This window comes from Rhodocista pekingensis, from assembly GCF_042665545.1.
GTDB lineage: Bacteria > Pseudomonadota > Alphaproteobacteria > Azospirillales > Azospirillaceae > Rhodocista > Rhodocista pekingensis.
Genome location: NZ_JBHTCM010000004.1, coordinates 145,881 through 158,776, shown reverse-complemented (window position 1 = coordinate 158,776; position 12,896 = coordinate 145,881). Strand labels below are relative to the sequence as shown.

Below are 12,896 nucleotides of genomic sequence, written 5' to 3'. Positions count from 1 at the left end.
GCGCCTGTCCGCGGCGGCAGGCGCGCCGGCGACCGCTACTCCGCGGCCTCCAGCCCGCCGTCATCCTGGGACGCGCCCCCCGGGGAACCGTCTTCCCGGGAGCCCGGACGCGGACCGTCCGCCATGGCCGCTCCCGCCGGCGCCTCCGCCGGCTCGGCGCTGCCGGGCAGAACCGGCGTCACGCCCCAGATCTCGCTCGCATATTCCTTGACCGTGCGGTCGGCGGAGAACCAGCCCACCGAGGCGGTGTTCAGGATCGCCCGGCGCGTCCACCCGGTACGGTCGCGGTACAGCTCCACGGCGGCGGCGTGGGTGTTGCAGTACTCCTCGAAATCCGCCGTCACCAGGAAGTGGTCGGTGTTGTAGAGGCTCTCCACGATCGGCCGGAACCGCTGCGGATCGTCGGGCGAGAAGACGCCGGAGGCGATCATGTCCAGGGCCCGCTTCAGCCGCGGGTTGGTGGCGATCACCTCGCGCGGGTGGAAGGCCCCGCCCTGGCGCAGTTCGCGCACTTCATCCGCCGTCAGGCCGAAGATGAAGATGTTGTCCGCCCCGACATGCTCGCGGATTTCGACATTGGCGCCGTCCAGCGTGCCGATGGTCAGCGCGCCGTTCAGCGCCAGCTTCATGTTGCCGGTGCCCGACGCCTCCATCCCCGCCGTGGAGATCTGCTCCGACAGGTCGGCGGCGGGCATGATGACCTCCGCCTGGGTGACGTTGTAGTTGGGCAGCATCACCACCTTGAGCGCGCCGCGCACAACCGGGTCCTGGTTGATGACGGCGGCGACGTCGTTGATCAGCTTGATGATCAGCTTCGCCATCTGGTAGCTGGGCGCCGCCTTGCCGGCGAAGATCTTGGTGACGGGCACCCATTCCTTCGTCGGGTTGTCCCGGATGTCGTTATAGAGTGCGACCGTCTGGAGAAGGTTCAGGAGCTGGCGCTTGTATTCGTGGATGCGCTTGACCTGCACGTCGAACAGGCTGTCCACGTTCACATCCACCTGGACATGGCGGGCGATGTAGGCGGCCAGCCGCTTCTTGTTCTGCCGCTTGGCCCGGCGGAACTCCTCCTGGAAGGTCTCGTCGTCGGCCTTGGGCCTGAGATCCGCCAGCAGCTCAAGATCGGTGATCCAGCTCTGCCCGATGCGGCTGCTGATGAGCCGGGCGAGCGGCGGGTTGGACTGATGCAGCCAGCGCCGCGGCGTGATGCCGTTCGTCTTGTTGACGATGCGGTCGGGGAATTCCTGGTGGAAGTCCGCGAACACCGTCTGCTTCATCAGATCCGTGTGCAGGGCCGAGACGCCGTTGACCTTGTGGCTGCCCAGGAACGCCATGTTGCCCATGCGCACGCGGCGGTCGCCATGCTCGTCGATCAGGGACAGGCGCTGGATGCGCGCCAGATCGCCCGAGGACCGCTTGGCCCGTTGCAGGAAGCGCGCGTTGACCTCGTAGATGATCTGCATGTGGCGCGGCAGCACCCGCTCCACCAGCCGCACGGGCCACGCCTCCAGCGCCTCCGGCAGCAGGGTGTGATTGGTGTAGCTGAAGGTCCGGGTGGTGATGTCCCAGGCGTGTTCCCACTCCAGCCCGTGCTGATCCACCAGCAGGCGCATCAGCTCGGCGATGCCGATGGCCGGATGCGTGTCGTTGAGCTGGATCGCCGCCTTCTCCGGCAACTGGTCGAAGCTGCTGTGGTACTGGCCGTAGCGGCGCAGCACGTCCTGGATGGAGGCGCTGGTGAAGAAATACTCCTGCTTGAAGCGCAGTTCGCGCCCCACCTCCGTCGCGTCGTTGGGGTAGAGCACCCGCGACAGGTTCTCCGACAGCACCTTCTGCTCGACCGCCTTCAGATAGTCGCCCTCGTTGAAGTGGCCGAAGTTGAAATCGCTGGTCGCCCGCGCGGACCAGAGGCGCAGCGTGTTGATGGTCTGCCCGCCGAAGCCCACCACCGGCGTGTCGAACGCCATGGCGAAGACCTTGTCGGTATCGGCCCAGCGGTAGGATTTGCGCCCGCTGCCGTCGCGCACCTCCTCCACCCGGCCGTAGAACTGGATCGGGTAGAGCACCTCCGGCCGCGGGAACTCCCAGGGGTTGCCGAAGCGCAGCCAGTTGTCCGGGTACTCGACCTGCCAGCCATGCTCGAAGCGCTGCTCGAACAGGCCGTATTCGTAGCGGATGCCATAGCCGAAGCCCGGCAGGTGATGCGTGGCCATGCTGTCCAGAAAACAGGCCGCCAGCCGGCCGAGGCCGCCGTTGCCCAGGGCCGGGTCCGGCTCGACCTCGATCACGTCGTCCAGGCGCACGCCGATACCGTCCATGGCAACCCGGCAGGCATCCATGATGCCGAGATTGGCAAGGCCGTTGGTCAGCAGGCGACCGACCAGGAACTCCATGCTGAGATAGTAGACCCGCTTGGCATCCTGGGCGTAGACGGTGCGGGTCGTGTCCATCCAGCGATCGACGACGCGGTCCCTCACGGCCAGGGCTGCCGTGGCGAACCAGTCCCGTCGGGTCGCGGAGCGCAGGTCCTTCCCGACCGAGTAGACCAGCCATTCGACGAAGGAGCGCTTCAGCGCTTCGACATCCAGAGACTTGCGACCGATCTCGCGCGGCTTGGTTCGAACATCCATGGGCGTCGACTCTTCCTTGTCAGCAGTCCGTTCCACCGGTCACGGCAACGCAGGGTGCGGGACGGCGGAACCATGCTTGGCGACGATAGGGTTAAAGCTCCATTGACCGAACAGCCAGCAGGCCCCCGATACCCCATTGCGCACCGGTCCAGGTTCGTTGGCAACACAATTCGGGCGTGGTGGACGCCCCGCCGCCGCTCCTTCCGATAAACCCTGACCGTTCGCCCGGGGGGGTCCGGCGCCCCGCTCGCCTTCCGGAGGATTAACTAAGGAACTTACGGAAGTTCAAGACACTGAAGCCGATTCTTGCAACGAGAACGGAACATCGCCGAACGCCTTCCGTTACCCTGCCGACGACGCCAAGCGCCGTAGCACTTCTGAGACCTGCGAGGTTCCGTCTGCGCGGACCGAAGTGACCGGGAGGCAACAATGTCACCCAAGGCCGGAAGAGCCCCAGTCCTTTCCTTCCTGTCACATCCCGCCCTTGCGGCACCGCGGCGGCACGACCGCCCGGGCCGTCCGGGCTCCTGACGCCCGACGGGCGCACCGGCAACGGACCACCCGACATCGTGACAGTTCCCGGACGACGGCCGCAGGCGCGGCCGCGGCGGGACAGCCGCGACTGCCGGCGCCCGCTCCGGACGCGCAACGGATCTTCGACCGCGACGCCACCACGACGATCGAAAAGACGGAGCCGAACGATGGCCTACTCCTTCACCGATGAACTGGTGAGTTGCATTCCGGCCCTGCATCGATACGCCTGCAAGCTGACGCGCGATGCCAATGCCGCGGAGGACCTGACACAGGACTGCATCGCCCGGGCGCTCTCCCGGTCGCACCGGTTCGAGCCTGGGACCAACATGCAGGCCTGGCTGACGACGATGCTCAAGAACCTGCACTTCAACAATCTTCAGCGCGAAAAGCACATGACGAAGGTGGAGCTGTGGGACCATGCCGCCTCGGTCGAGGCGACGCAGCTCTCGCGGCTGGTCTGCCGCGACGTGGACCGGGCCTTCCGGACGCTGACCCCGTGCCAGCGCAAGGTGGTGAAGCTGGTCGCCATCGAGGGCCGGCCCTATCAGGAGGCGGCGGAGAAGCTGAACGTCTCCATCGGCACCATCCGGTCCCGCCTGTGCCGGGCGCGCGAACGGCTGAACACCATGATGGCGGCCTGACGCCGTAAGCGGCCCCAGGACGGAAGCGGCCAGGGCGGGATGCGGGAGGCCGACGGACCTCCCGCATCCACCATGACCGGTCGCACAGGCACGACCGGGGCGTCCCGCCGCAGGCACGACCGGGAGCGTCCCGCCGGCGGATCAGCTCTCCACCGGCTCGCCGCCGTTGGGGTGCAGAACCTGCCCGCTGATGTAGGCGCTGTCGGCCGAGGCGAGGAAGACATAGGAGGGCGCCACGTCGGCGGGCTGTCCGGGCCGACCCAGCGGTTCATCGCCACCGAACTGCCCCACCGTCTCCTCCGGGAAGCTGGCCGGGATCAGCGGGGTCCAGATCGGCCCCGGCGCGACGCCGTTGACGCGGATACCGTCGGGTGCGAGCTGGGCCGCCAGCGAGCGCACGAAGGTGACGATGGCGCCCTTGGTCGCGGAATAGTCCAGCAGCTTGGGATTGCCGCGATAGGCGGTGACAGAGGTGGTGCAGATGACCGCGGCCCCCTTGCGCAGATGCGGCAGGCAGGCCTTCGTCAGATAGAACTGGGCGAAAATGTTGGTGCGGAAGGTGCGTTCGAGCTGCTCGGCGGAGATGTCCGTCAGGCTCTCGCGGACATGCTGTTCGCCCGCATTGTTGACCAGCACGTCCAGCCGGCCGAAACGGTCCATCACCTGACCGACAAGGTCGCGGCAGACGTCCTCGCTTCCGAGATCGCCGCGGAAGGTCAGGCACCCCCTGCCTTCCGCCTCCACCAGGCGCTTCGTCTCCCCGGCGTCCTCATCCTCCTCCAGATAGGCGATGGCGACGTCCGCCCCCTCCCGGGCGAAGTGAACGGCGACAGCGCGGCCGATGCCGCTGTCGCCACCGGTTACGAGCGCCACCTTGCCGTCCAGCTTGCCGCTGCCACGATACTCCTCCCGGATGAAGACCGGGCGGGGCGACATCTCGTGCTCGCGTCCCGGTTGCCTTTCCTGGTGCTGTGCCGGCTGGCCTTGCGGCATTTCCCGTTGCTGATCGGGGGGCATGGGTCCTCTCCGTTGATCGTGTCCCCGGCTCAACAGGACCCGGAGCGCCCCGTTCCGGGAACAAGGTCCGGATCGCGATGTTGACTGTCTGGCCGCTGCGGCGACATTTTCTGCCTCGATCCTTCGGGGGAGCGGCAGAGGGTGGTCCGGACGATGTTGATGAAGAAACTGACCATGACCGACATCAACGCCTACCTCGACGGCGCACTCAGCGAGGATGAGCAGCGCGAGATCGAGGCGGCGATCGAACACGATCCGACCGCCCGCAGTCTGCTGGACCGCTATCGCCAGCAGGCGGACGAGCTGCACCGTCTGTACGACCCGGTGCTGGAGGAACCCGTCCCGGCAAGCATGCTGGCGCTGTTGCGCGGGCGGGGTCCTGCGCACGGGTGACGGCACGGCATCTTCCGGCGCCGCGCTCCAGCGGCGGCCACCCGTCACAGCATGACAGTCCGTCCGCCGCAGCCGCCGTCTCCCCCGGGTCCGTTCCCATGATGCCCTGTCCTCCCGGTCACCGGCCGGAGGCCGCGCGGCCCGTCCGGTCGAAGCCGCGCCGCCCGCCCCGTCCCGAATTGCGGCTCGGTCCCGTCCTGCTGGCGCGCGGCACGCAGGGCGGCCGCTGGCGCGTGTCCTGCTGCATGCTGTTCCGCGGCGACGCGGAACCGGCCGACCTGCGGGTTGAGGGCGTCTCGCTGCCCGTGCCGCCGCGGTTCCTGGCCGAGTGGAGCCTGGACGGCGGCGCCACCGAACGGCTCTGGCGCTACGATTTCGCGGTCCCGCGGGGGGTGCAGGACGGTCGCGCCGGATACGGGCTGGACGGCGACGAACGGCGCTGGCACTTCGCCCTGCCCGGTACGCTGGTGCCGCCGCGGATCGCCTTCGCCTCCTGCGGCGGCTGCGAGGACGAGGCGGCGATCCCCGCTGCCGGCCTGTCGCGCAACGCCCGCTGGGGCCACCTGCTGGGCCGCCACCGGGCGGAACCGTTCCACCTGCTGCTGCTGGGCGGTGACCAGGTCTATGCCGACGGGCTGTGGCAGGGGGTTGACGGGCTGGCCGCCGCGACCGCCGCCCGCCGCGGCTCCGCCCCCTTGCCGCCCGACCTGCCCGCCCGGCTGGACCGCTGGTATCTGGAGGTCTACCGGCACGGCTGGTCGCAGCCGGAGACGGCGGCCGTGCTGGCGTCGGTCCCGGCGCTGTGCATGTGGGACGATCACGACATCCTGGACGGCTGGGGTTCCCATCCCGACGCGGTGCTGGAGTCGGCCCCCTACCGCGCCGTCTTCGCCGCGGCGCGCAAGGCGTTCCGGCTGTTCCAGCTCGGCATGGCGGACGACCCGCCGGAGACCCTGCTGGCCGATCCCGGCACCGGCGTGCTGAGCCAGGGCCTGACCCTGAACGGGGTCGGGGTGCTGGCGCTGGACCTGCGCAGCGAGCGGCGGCCGGACCGGGTGATGTCGGAGACGACGTGGAAGGCGCTGCCCGGCTGGCTGGACCGCTACCGCGGCACCCGCCATCTGCTGCTGATGTCGGGCGTGCCGGTGCTGTTCCCCGGCCTGGGACTGGCCGAGCGCATCCTGAACCTGATCCCCGGGCGGCAGCGGCTGGAGGACGATCTGCGCGACCAGTGGCGCAGCCCCGCCCACCGCGAGGAATGGACCCGCCTGCTGCGGCTACTGGCCGGGTTCGTGCGGGAGACGCGGTGCCGCGTGACCGTGGTGTCCGGCGAGGTGCATCTGGGCGGCGTCGGGGTGCTGCGCGGGCTGGACCTGGAGATCTGGCAGCTCATCAGTTCGGGCATCGTGCATCCGCCGCCGGCCGGCTTCGCGGTCGATGTGCTGGAGCGGCTGGCCGGCCGGCGCGAGCCCCTGGCCGACGGGCTGACGCTGGAGTTCCCCGGCTTCGCCGAGACCGGGCGCCGGCTGCTGCCGGCCCGCAACTGGCTGTCCCTGACGGGCCGGCCGGACGGCGCGCTGGAGGCGGAATGGCATGCCGAAGGCGCCCCCGCCCTGCTGCGGTTGACCCTGCCCACGCTGTTCTGAGGGGGCCGGCGGCTTGACCCCGGCCGCGCGCGGGCGCATGCCGTGGACCCGCCACATCGTCCGGGTTCCGGAGGGATCAACCCGCCATGGTTTCCGCCATCGCCGTGCTGCTGACCTGCCAGTTGGCGGGGGAGCTGGCCGCCCACGCCCTTGGCCTGCCGGTGCCGGGCCCGGTGCTGGGCACGCTGCTGCTGTTCGCCTGGCTCTTGCGCCGGCATGGACCCGACCCGGCCCTGGAAGGGCTGGCCAAGGGCCTGCTGGGCAACCTGTCGCTGCTGTTCGTGCCGGCCGGCGTGGGGATCATGCTGCACGCCGGCCGGATCGGCGCCGAATGGCCGGCCATCCTGGGCGCGCTGCTGGTCAGCACGGTGCTGACCCTGGCCGTCACCGGCGCCGTCTTCCGCCTGCTGGCCGGGCGCGGGGAGGACCCGGCCGGGGGAACCGATGCCGGCAGCGGGAGGGCCGGGGAATGAACGGGCTGGCCGACATCTGGGTCTATCTGAAGGCCAGCCCCCTGCTCTGGCTCACGGCCACCGTGCTGGCCTATCTGGTCGGGGTCCGGCTGTTCGAGTGGGCCGGCCGGCGGCCCTGGATGAACCCGGTGGCGCTGGCCGTGGCGCTGCTGATCGCCGTGCTGGTCACGACCGGAACCGATTACCAGACCTATTTCGACGGGGCGCAGTTCGTGCATTTCCTGCTGGGCCCCGCCACGGTGGCGCTGGCCGTGCCGCTCTGGCAGCACCGGGCGGAGGTGCGGCGCAGCGCCCTGCCGCTGGCGGCGGCGCTGCTGGCGGGATCGGTGACGGCCGTGCTCTCCGCCGAGCTGACGGCGCGGCTGCTGGGGGCGACGCCGCAGGTCGCGTCCTCGATCGCGCCGAAGTCCGTCACCACCCCCATCGCCATGGGCATCGCGGAGAAGATCGGCGGCCTGCCGTCGCTGACGGCGGCACTGGTGATCTGCACCGGCATCCTGGGGGCCGTGCTGGGCGGCAGCGTGCTGCGGCTGCTGCGGGTGCGCGATCCCCGGGCCGTGGGCACGGCCATGGGCACTGCCGCGCACGGGATCGGCACGGCTGCCGCCTTCCAGGCGCATCCCCTGGCCGGCACCTTCGCCGGCATCGCCATGGCCCTGAACGGGCTGCTGACGGCGCTGCTGGTGCCGGTGCTGCTGTCCCTGTTCCGCTGACGGAACGATGCCGCCGGTCAGACCGGCTTCGTAACGACACCGAGAAAGCCGGGGACCGGCCGGCCCTTCTCCCAACGCGGCTGGTGCTCCTCCAGCAGCTCCAGGGTCAACCCGGCCGCCGCTACGGCGGCGTGCAGATGGGGCAGCGAATGGGCATAGCGGCGCCCCTCATGCAGGCGGAAACCGTCGCCGTCGATCACTTCCCCGGTGAAGGCGAACCGCCCGCCCGGCGCCAGGGCCGCCGCGGCCGCGGCCATCACCGGATGCAGGTCGCCGAGATAGACCAGCACGTCCGCCGCCACGACCAGATCCCAGGCCCCCGGCCGGGCGGCGAGGCCGGCCGTCAGTTCCGCCACCCACACCTCGTCATAGAGGCCGCGGGCGCGGGCCTTCTCCACCATCCGCGGCGACAGGTCGAAACCGGCGAGGCTGCCGGCCAGGGACCGGAGTTCCGCCCCGGCCAGTCCGGTGCCGCAGCCGGCATCCAGCATCCGCAACGCAGCGCCGTCCACAAGCCCCAGGCGCAGGAGCGCGGCCCGGATCGCCTGCGGCGCGACATAGTGCAGGCGGCCCACCAGATCGGTGTCGAACCGGTCAGCATACCGGTCGAACAGGGCACGCACATAGGCGGGGGCGAGGCTGCCGCGTGCGGCGCCGTCCAGATCGGCAAGCAGGGCGGCGGCACGGGCGCCGGCATCCCCCCCGCCCTCCAGCACCTCGGCCAGCAGACGTTGCGCCTTCTCCGCCTCCGACAGGGCGATCCAGGCGCGGCCGAGCAAGAGCCGCGCGGCCGGCAGGCCGGGACCGTCGGGATCGGCGCGGCGCAGGGCCGGCTCCAGCATCTCGGCCGCGGTGAGCGGCTCCCCGGCGGTGACGAAGACTTCCGCCAGATCGGTGAGCCCGGCGAGATCCGCCGGCCGGTCCGGCGCCAGGAAGCGCGCCTCCCGCGCATGCTCCAGCGCGGTCTCCGGCTCCCCCAGGCGGAGCAGCAGACGGGCGAGACGTCGGTGCGTGGCGGCATCGTCCGGCCGCCGTCCGAGGATCTCCCGGCAGGTGGAGGCCGCCTCGGCGTCGTGACCCGCTGCCTCCAGGGCGGCAGCAAGATCACGCTGCCAGGAGAGAGGGCCGGTCCCGTCCGCCAGGGCCACGCGATAGTGCGCCGCCGCCGCTTCGAAGCGGGAACGGCCGGTCAGGATCTCCGCGATCAGGGCATTGGCTTCCGGCGACGCCGGGTCGATCTCCAGGGCCATCCGGGCGGAGGATTCGGCCGCGGCGGTATCCCCGCGCTCCAGCCCGGCATAGGCGGCGATCAGCGCCTCCTCCAAGGCTGCGGCGGGCACGGCCGCAAGGGGCAGCGACACGGCAGGCACAGCGGTGGCGTCGGCGCACCGGCAGGCGGAACACTCGGAGAGCGGCAGGGCCACGGTCGGGTCTGGGTCCGGAAAGGGAATCGGCGCCGTCCGTGGGGACAGCGCCGATGGGAAAGAATGCCCGTTTCCGGTGCGGGACGCAATGTCGCGCCCGCGGTCGGAGGAGGATCAGGCCTCCGCCGCCTTCATCATCGCGTACAGTTCGTCCTTCAGGTGGAGCCGATGGCGCTTCATCGCCTCCATGCGCTCGTCGCAGGCAGGTTCGATGTTGTCGACCATGCGATGGATGGACTGGTCAACCTCGTGGTACTCGTCGAACAGACGAGCAAAATGGTTGTTGGTAGCTTTCAGTTCATGAATACGGTCCCGATGCTCGGGAAATTCATGAAGAAGGTCGTGCCGGTCGCTCATGGACGGTCTCCTGATCCCGGCGTCTCTTCCAGCGAGGCCGCCTTGGTCGATCATCATCCAGGTCGATCAGGCCCGGGACATTGACCCAGGTCAACCCGGAGGGAGGGGCCGCGCACATCAATTGTTGACCTGCTGCGATTCTTCTGGGATGGGTATGCGGCCGACGCATGGTGCGCCGGACACAGTCAAGGGAGCGGTCACTGCATTCGGTAGCGGTGGCCTGATCGGAATGCCCGCAGGAGCGGGCCATAACGCCCCGCGGAGCGCGGGGCCGCAACAAAGGAGCGGCCAATGATGGAGCGGATGCGCCGGCGGAGAACCGAGCTTCCTCGCCCTGAGTCCGTTCCCGATGTGGCCGATCCCGATATCTCCCCCGTCCGGCGCCCGCGGCTGGCGCGTTTTCTCGCCGCCTCCGCCGTCTGCCTGCTGGCCGCTGCCGGAACGGCCCGCGCCGACAGTTGCGTCGATCATATCCTGAAGGCGGAGAAGGAACACGGCATCCCGCGCGGCCTGATGCTGGCCGTGGCGCTGGTGGAAAGCGGTCAGGACGGCCTGCCCTCCCCCTTCGCCGTGAATGTCAAGGGCCGCGCCGTCTACGCCCGGTCGGAGACAGAGGCCGCAAGCTATCTGCGTGACGGGCGCGGTCAGGTCCGCGGCGCCGTCACCGCCGGCTGCATGCAGATCTCCCTGGCGCATCACAGCGCCGCTTTCCGACCGGTCGAGAAGATCGTCGATCCTCAGCACAATGTCGGCTACGCCGCCCGGTATCTGGTCCGGCTGCGGAACGAGACCGGGAGCTGGGCCAAGGCCGTGGCTCGCTACAACGGCAGTGCCGGCAAGACGGCCCGCACCTACCAGTGCAAGGTTCAGCGCCAGCTTGCCGCTCTGGGCGTGACCGAGGTGGCCCTGGTGGACGCGACCAACTGCGGCAAGCGCCAGGAAGCGTCGATCGCCCCGCGCACCCGCCGCGCCTTCCAGCAGGCCGCCCTGGACCCCGTGAGCTGATCCCCCGCGCCGAGACGCCCCAGGGCTGATATTTCCCTCTACTGACACCCGTGCAGCCCTCGGCCCGCACGGGCTTGCCGCAGTTCCCCTGCACCCCGGAACAGTGCCTTCCGGAAGCCCCCGGGTGGACCCTGCCATGCTCAGGCAGGACTTGGCGCAGACGCGCCGGGAGGCCCATCCTCCGGGTCGCCCCCGCACCGCCCCCGCGACCCCATGCCGCTTCTCCCGGCGCAGGCCGACTCCCCCACCGTCTCCATCGCCTCCGCCGTCGGCAGCATGGCCCTGGCGATCTTTCTGTTCGCCAGCATGAATGCGATGGTGAAGGCGCTGGGCGACACCTATCCGCTGAGTCAGATCGTCTTCTTCCGCGCCTTCTTCGCGCTGATCTCGATCTGGCCGATGGTGCGGGCCGCCGGCGGCCTGCACAGCCTGCGCACGGAACATCCCTGGGGACATGCCTGGCGCTGCGGCGCGGGCGTCACGGCCATGGCCTGCGGCTTCGCGGCGATCATGCTGCTGCCGCTGGCGAACGCGGCGGCGCTGAGCTTCACCGCACCGCTGTTCACCACCGTCCTGGCCGTCCTGATCCTGGGCGAGCGGGTGCGTTGGCGCCGTACCCTGGCCCTGGTCCTGGGCTTCTGTGGCGTGCTGGTGATGCTGAGCCCGAAGCTGGGCCTGACCGGCGATGCACCGGCCACCGCCACCACGGAAGGCATGGTGCTGGGCAGCGTGCTGGCCCTGGCGGGGGCTGCCTCCGCCGCGCTGGCCATGATCTCCATCCGCCGCCTGTCGGCGACGGAACCGAGCACCACCATCGTCTTCTGGTTCATGGTCACGGCCTGCGTGGCGAGCGGCATCCTGCTGCCCTTCCAGTTCGTGGTGCCGGACCTGAAGGGGCTGGTGCTGCTGGTGACGATCGGCCTGTTCGGCGGGGTAGCGCAGCTCCTGCTGACCCGCGCCTACCGCTCCGCTCCGGTGGCGGTGGTCGCGCCGTTCGACTATACCGCGATGCTGTGGGCGACGCTGTACGGCTACCTGATCTGGGACGAGGTTCCGGAGACCGCCGTCTGGATCGGGGCGGCCATCGTGATCGGCAGCGGCGTCTACATCACCCTGCGCGAGATCAGGCTGGGCGTCAGCAAGACCCCGCCCGCCCGTCTCCGTGGCGAGTTGCCCTAGGACCAGAGCCGCGATGAACTACCGCCACGCCTTCCATGCCGGCAATGCTGCCGACGTCATGAAGCACGCCGTCCTGGCCCTGCTGCTGGAGCGGCTGCGGGCAAAGCCGGCCCCTTTCTGCGTGCTGGACAGCCATGCCGGGATCGGCCGCTACGATCTGGACGGCGAGGAGGCGCGGCGCACCCGCGAAGCCGACGAGGGCATCCGCCGCCTGCTGGCGAGCGCCCTGCCCCTGCCGGACGAGCTGTCGCCCTATCTTGACGCCGTGCGCGCCCTGAACGGGGACGCCGGCCCCCGGGATACCAGCACGCGCTGGTATCCCGGATCGCCGCGGCTGGCGCGGTCCTTCCTGCGCGAGGGCGACCGGCTGATCCTGGCCGAGCTGCACCCCGAGGATGTCGCCACCCTGAAGGCGGAATTCCAGGGCGACCGGCAGGTGGCCGTCCATCACATGGACGGCTGGCTGGCGCTGAAGGCCCATCTGCCGCCGAAGGAGAAGCGTGGGCTGGTGCTGATCGATCCGCCCTTCGAGGCGGAGGACGAATCCGTGCGTCTGGTCGAGGGGCTGAAGCTGGCCTGGCGTCGCTGGTCCACGGGCGTCTACGCGCTCTGGTATCCGGTGAAGGACCGGGCCGCCGTCTGGCGCCTGCACCAGGCGCTGGAGGATACCGGCATTCCCCGGGTCCTGGCGGCCGAACTGGTCTGGGGCAGCGACGACCGGCACGACCGGCTGAACGGTTCGGGCATGATCCTGGTGAATCCGCCCTGGCAGACGGACACGGCGCTGGAGCGCGTCCTGCCGGCCCTGCACGCGGCCCTGGGCTTCCGCGAGGGCGGCGGCAGGACGGAGTGGATCAGGGGCGAGTGAGGGTGGACAGGGAAAG

General features: G+C 70.1%; 12 protein-coding genes. 8 read left to right on the top strand and 4 right to left on the bottom strand.

The features are described from left to right. Positions 1 to 35 precede the first annotated feature (35 nt). Entirely contained in the window at positions 36 to 2,630 is a 2,595-nt protein-coding gene (locus ACFQPS_RS01330; protein WP_377355785.1) for a glycogen/starch/alpha-glucan phosphorylase, read from the bottom strand. A gap of 701 nt (positions 2,631 to 3,331) precedes the next feature. Between ACFQPS_RS01330 and ACFQPS_RS01325 the strand changes: the two genes are divergently transcribed. Beyond that, on the top strand, positions 3,332 to 3,805 hold the full coding sequence (locus tag ACFQPS_RS01325; RefSeq protein WP_012566082.1) for a sigma-70 family RNA polymerase sigma factor: 474 nt from the start codon (positions 3,332 to 3,334) through the stop codon (positions 3,803 to 3,805). Between the two features lie 141 nt (positions 3,806 to 3,946). Here the strand turns inward: ACFQPS_RS01325 and ACFQPS_RS01320 are convergent, their stop codons facing one another. Continuing rightward, on the bottom strand, positions 3,947 to 4,798 hold the full coding sequence (locus ACFQPS_RS01320) for an SDR family oxidoreductase (RefSeq protein WP_417715163.1): 852 nt from the start codon (positions 4,796 to 4,798) through the stop codon (positions 3,947 to 3,949). Between the two features lie 177 nt (positions 4,799 to 4,975). Here ACFQPS_RS01320 and ACFQPS_RS01315 point away from each other — a divergent pair, with 177 nt between their 5' ends. From ACFQPS_RS01315 to ACFQPS_RS01300, 4 genes are all read left to right on the top strand, one after another. Beyond that, positions 4,976 to 5,215, top strand: a complete 240-nt coding sequence (locus tag ACFQPS_RS01315; protein WP_377355781.1) for an anti-sigma factor family protein — start codon at positions 4,976 to 4,978, stop codon at positions 5,213 to 5,215. A 179-nt stretch (positions 5,216 to 5,394) separates the two neighbouring features. Continuing rightward, positions 5,395 to 6,861, top strand: a complete 1,467-nt coding sequence (locus tag ACFQPS_RS01310; RefSeq protein ID WP_377355779.1) for an alkaline phosphatase D family protein — start codon at positions 5,395 to 5,397, stop codon at positions 6,859 to 6,861. Positions 6,862 to 6,947: 86 nt separating this feature from the next. Continuing rightward, positions 6,948 to 7,334, top strand: a complete 387-nt coding sequence (locus ACFQPS_RS01305; RefSeq protein WP_377355777.1) for a CidA/LrgA family protein — start codon at positions 6,948 to 6,950, stop codon at positions 7,332 to 7,334. Beyond that, complete coding sequence (locus ACFQPS_RS01300; protein ID WP_377355774.1) at positions 7,331 to 8,047, top strand: LrgB family protein; 717 nt, start codon at positions 7,331 to 7,333, stop codon at positions 8,045 to 8,047. The genes ACFQPS_RS01305 and ACFQPS_RS01300 overlap by 4 nt, the downstream gene beginning before the upstream one ends. A 17-nt stretch (positions 8,048 to 8,064) precedes the next feature. On the opposite strand, the gene ACFQPS_RS01295 is transcribed toward ACFQPS_RS01300, so the two are convergent. Together ACFQPS_RS01295 and ACFQPS_RS01290 are read right to left on the bottom strand one after the other, a co-directional pair. Next, on the bottom strand, positions 8,065 to 9,408 hold the full coding sequence (locus tag ACFQPS_RS01295) for a tetratricopeptide repeat protein (RefSeq protein ID WP_377355772.1): 1,344 nt from the start codon (positions 9,406 to 9,408) through the stop codon (positions 8,065 to 8,067). Positions 9,409 to 9,585: 177 nt separating this feature from the next. Then, positions 9,586 to 9,828 (bottom strand): YdcH family protein, encoded by a 243-nt coding sequence (locus ACFQPS_RS01290; protein WP_041785122.1) that lies wholly within the window; start codon positions 9,826 to 9,828, stop codon positions 9,586 to 9,588. A gap of 351 nt (positions 9,829 to 10,179) precedes the next feature. On the opposite strand from ACFQPS_RS01290, the gene ACFQPS_RS01285 reads away from it, so the two are divergent. The 3 genes from ACFQPS_RS01285 (at position 10,180) to ACFQPS_RS01275 (ending at position 12,880) form a co-directional block, all read left to right on the top strand. Beyond that, a complete protein-coding gene (locus ACFQPS_RS01285; RefSeq protein ID WP_377355769.1) occupies positions 10,180 to 10,833 on the top strand; it encodes a transglycosylase SLT domain-containing protein in 654 nt (217 codons plus the stop codon). Positions 10,834 to 11,046: 213 nt separating this feature from the next. After that, positions 11,047 to 12,012: a DMT family transporter gene (locus ACFQPS_RS01280; RefSeq protein WP_377355767.1), complete on the top strand. Its 966-nt coding sequence runs from the start codon at positions 11,047 to 11,049 to the stop codon at positions 12,010 to 12,012. Positions 12,013 to 12,025: 13 nt separating this feature from the next. Beyond that, positions 12,026 to 12,880, top strand: coding sequence for a 23S rRNA (adenine(2030)-N(6))-methyltransferase RlmJ (locus ACFQPS_RS01275; protein WP_377355765.1), 855 nt, complete (start codon positions 12,026 to 12,028; stop codon positions 12,878 to 12,880). The last annotated feature ends 16 nt before the right edge of the window (positions 12,881 to 12,896 follow it).

Excerpts from the sequence above, each read along its gene's own strand:
- ACFQPS_RS01320 (WP_417715163.1), bottom strand. The coding sequence starts at position 4,798 with ATGCCGCAAGGCCAGCCGGCACAGCACCAGGAAAGGCAACCGGGACGC.
- ACFQPS_RS01275 (WP_377355765.1), top strand. The coding sequence starts at position 12,026 with ATGAACTACCGCCACGCCTTCCATGCCGGCAATGCTGCCGACGTCATG.
- ACFQPS_RS01305 (WP_377355777.1), top strand. The coding sequence starts at position 6,948 with ATGGTTTCCGCCATCGCCGTGCTGCTGACCTGCCAGTTGGCGGGGGAG.
- ACFQPS_RS01330 (WP_377355785.1), bottom strand. The coding sequence starts at position 2,630 with ATGGATGTTCGAACCAAGCCGCGCGAGATCGGTCGCAAGTCTCTGGAT.
- ACFQPS_RS01290 (WP_041785122.1), bottom strand. The coding sequence starts at position 9,828 with ATGAGCGACCGGCACGACCTTCTTCATGAATTTCCCGAGCATCGGGAC.
- ACFQPS_RS01300 (WP_377355774.1), top strand. The coding sequence starts at position 7,331 with ATGAACGGGCTGGCCGACATCTGGGTCTATCTGAAGGCCAGCCCCCTG.
- ACFQPS_RS01280 (WP_377355767.1), top strand. The coding sequence starts at position 11,047 with ATGCCGCTTCTCCCGGCGCAGGCCGACTCCCCCACCGTCTCCATCGCC.
- ACFQPS_RS01315 (WP_377355781.1), top strand. The coding sequence starts at position 4,976 with ATGTTGATGAAGAAACTGACCATGACCGACATCAACGCCTACCTCGAC.
- ACFQPS_RS01325 (WP_012566082.1), top strand. The coding sequence starts at position 3,332 with ATGGCCTACTCCTTCACCGATGAACTGGTGAGTTGCATTCCGGCCCTG.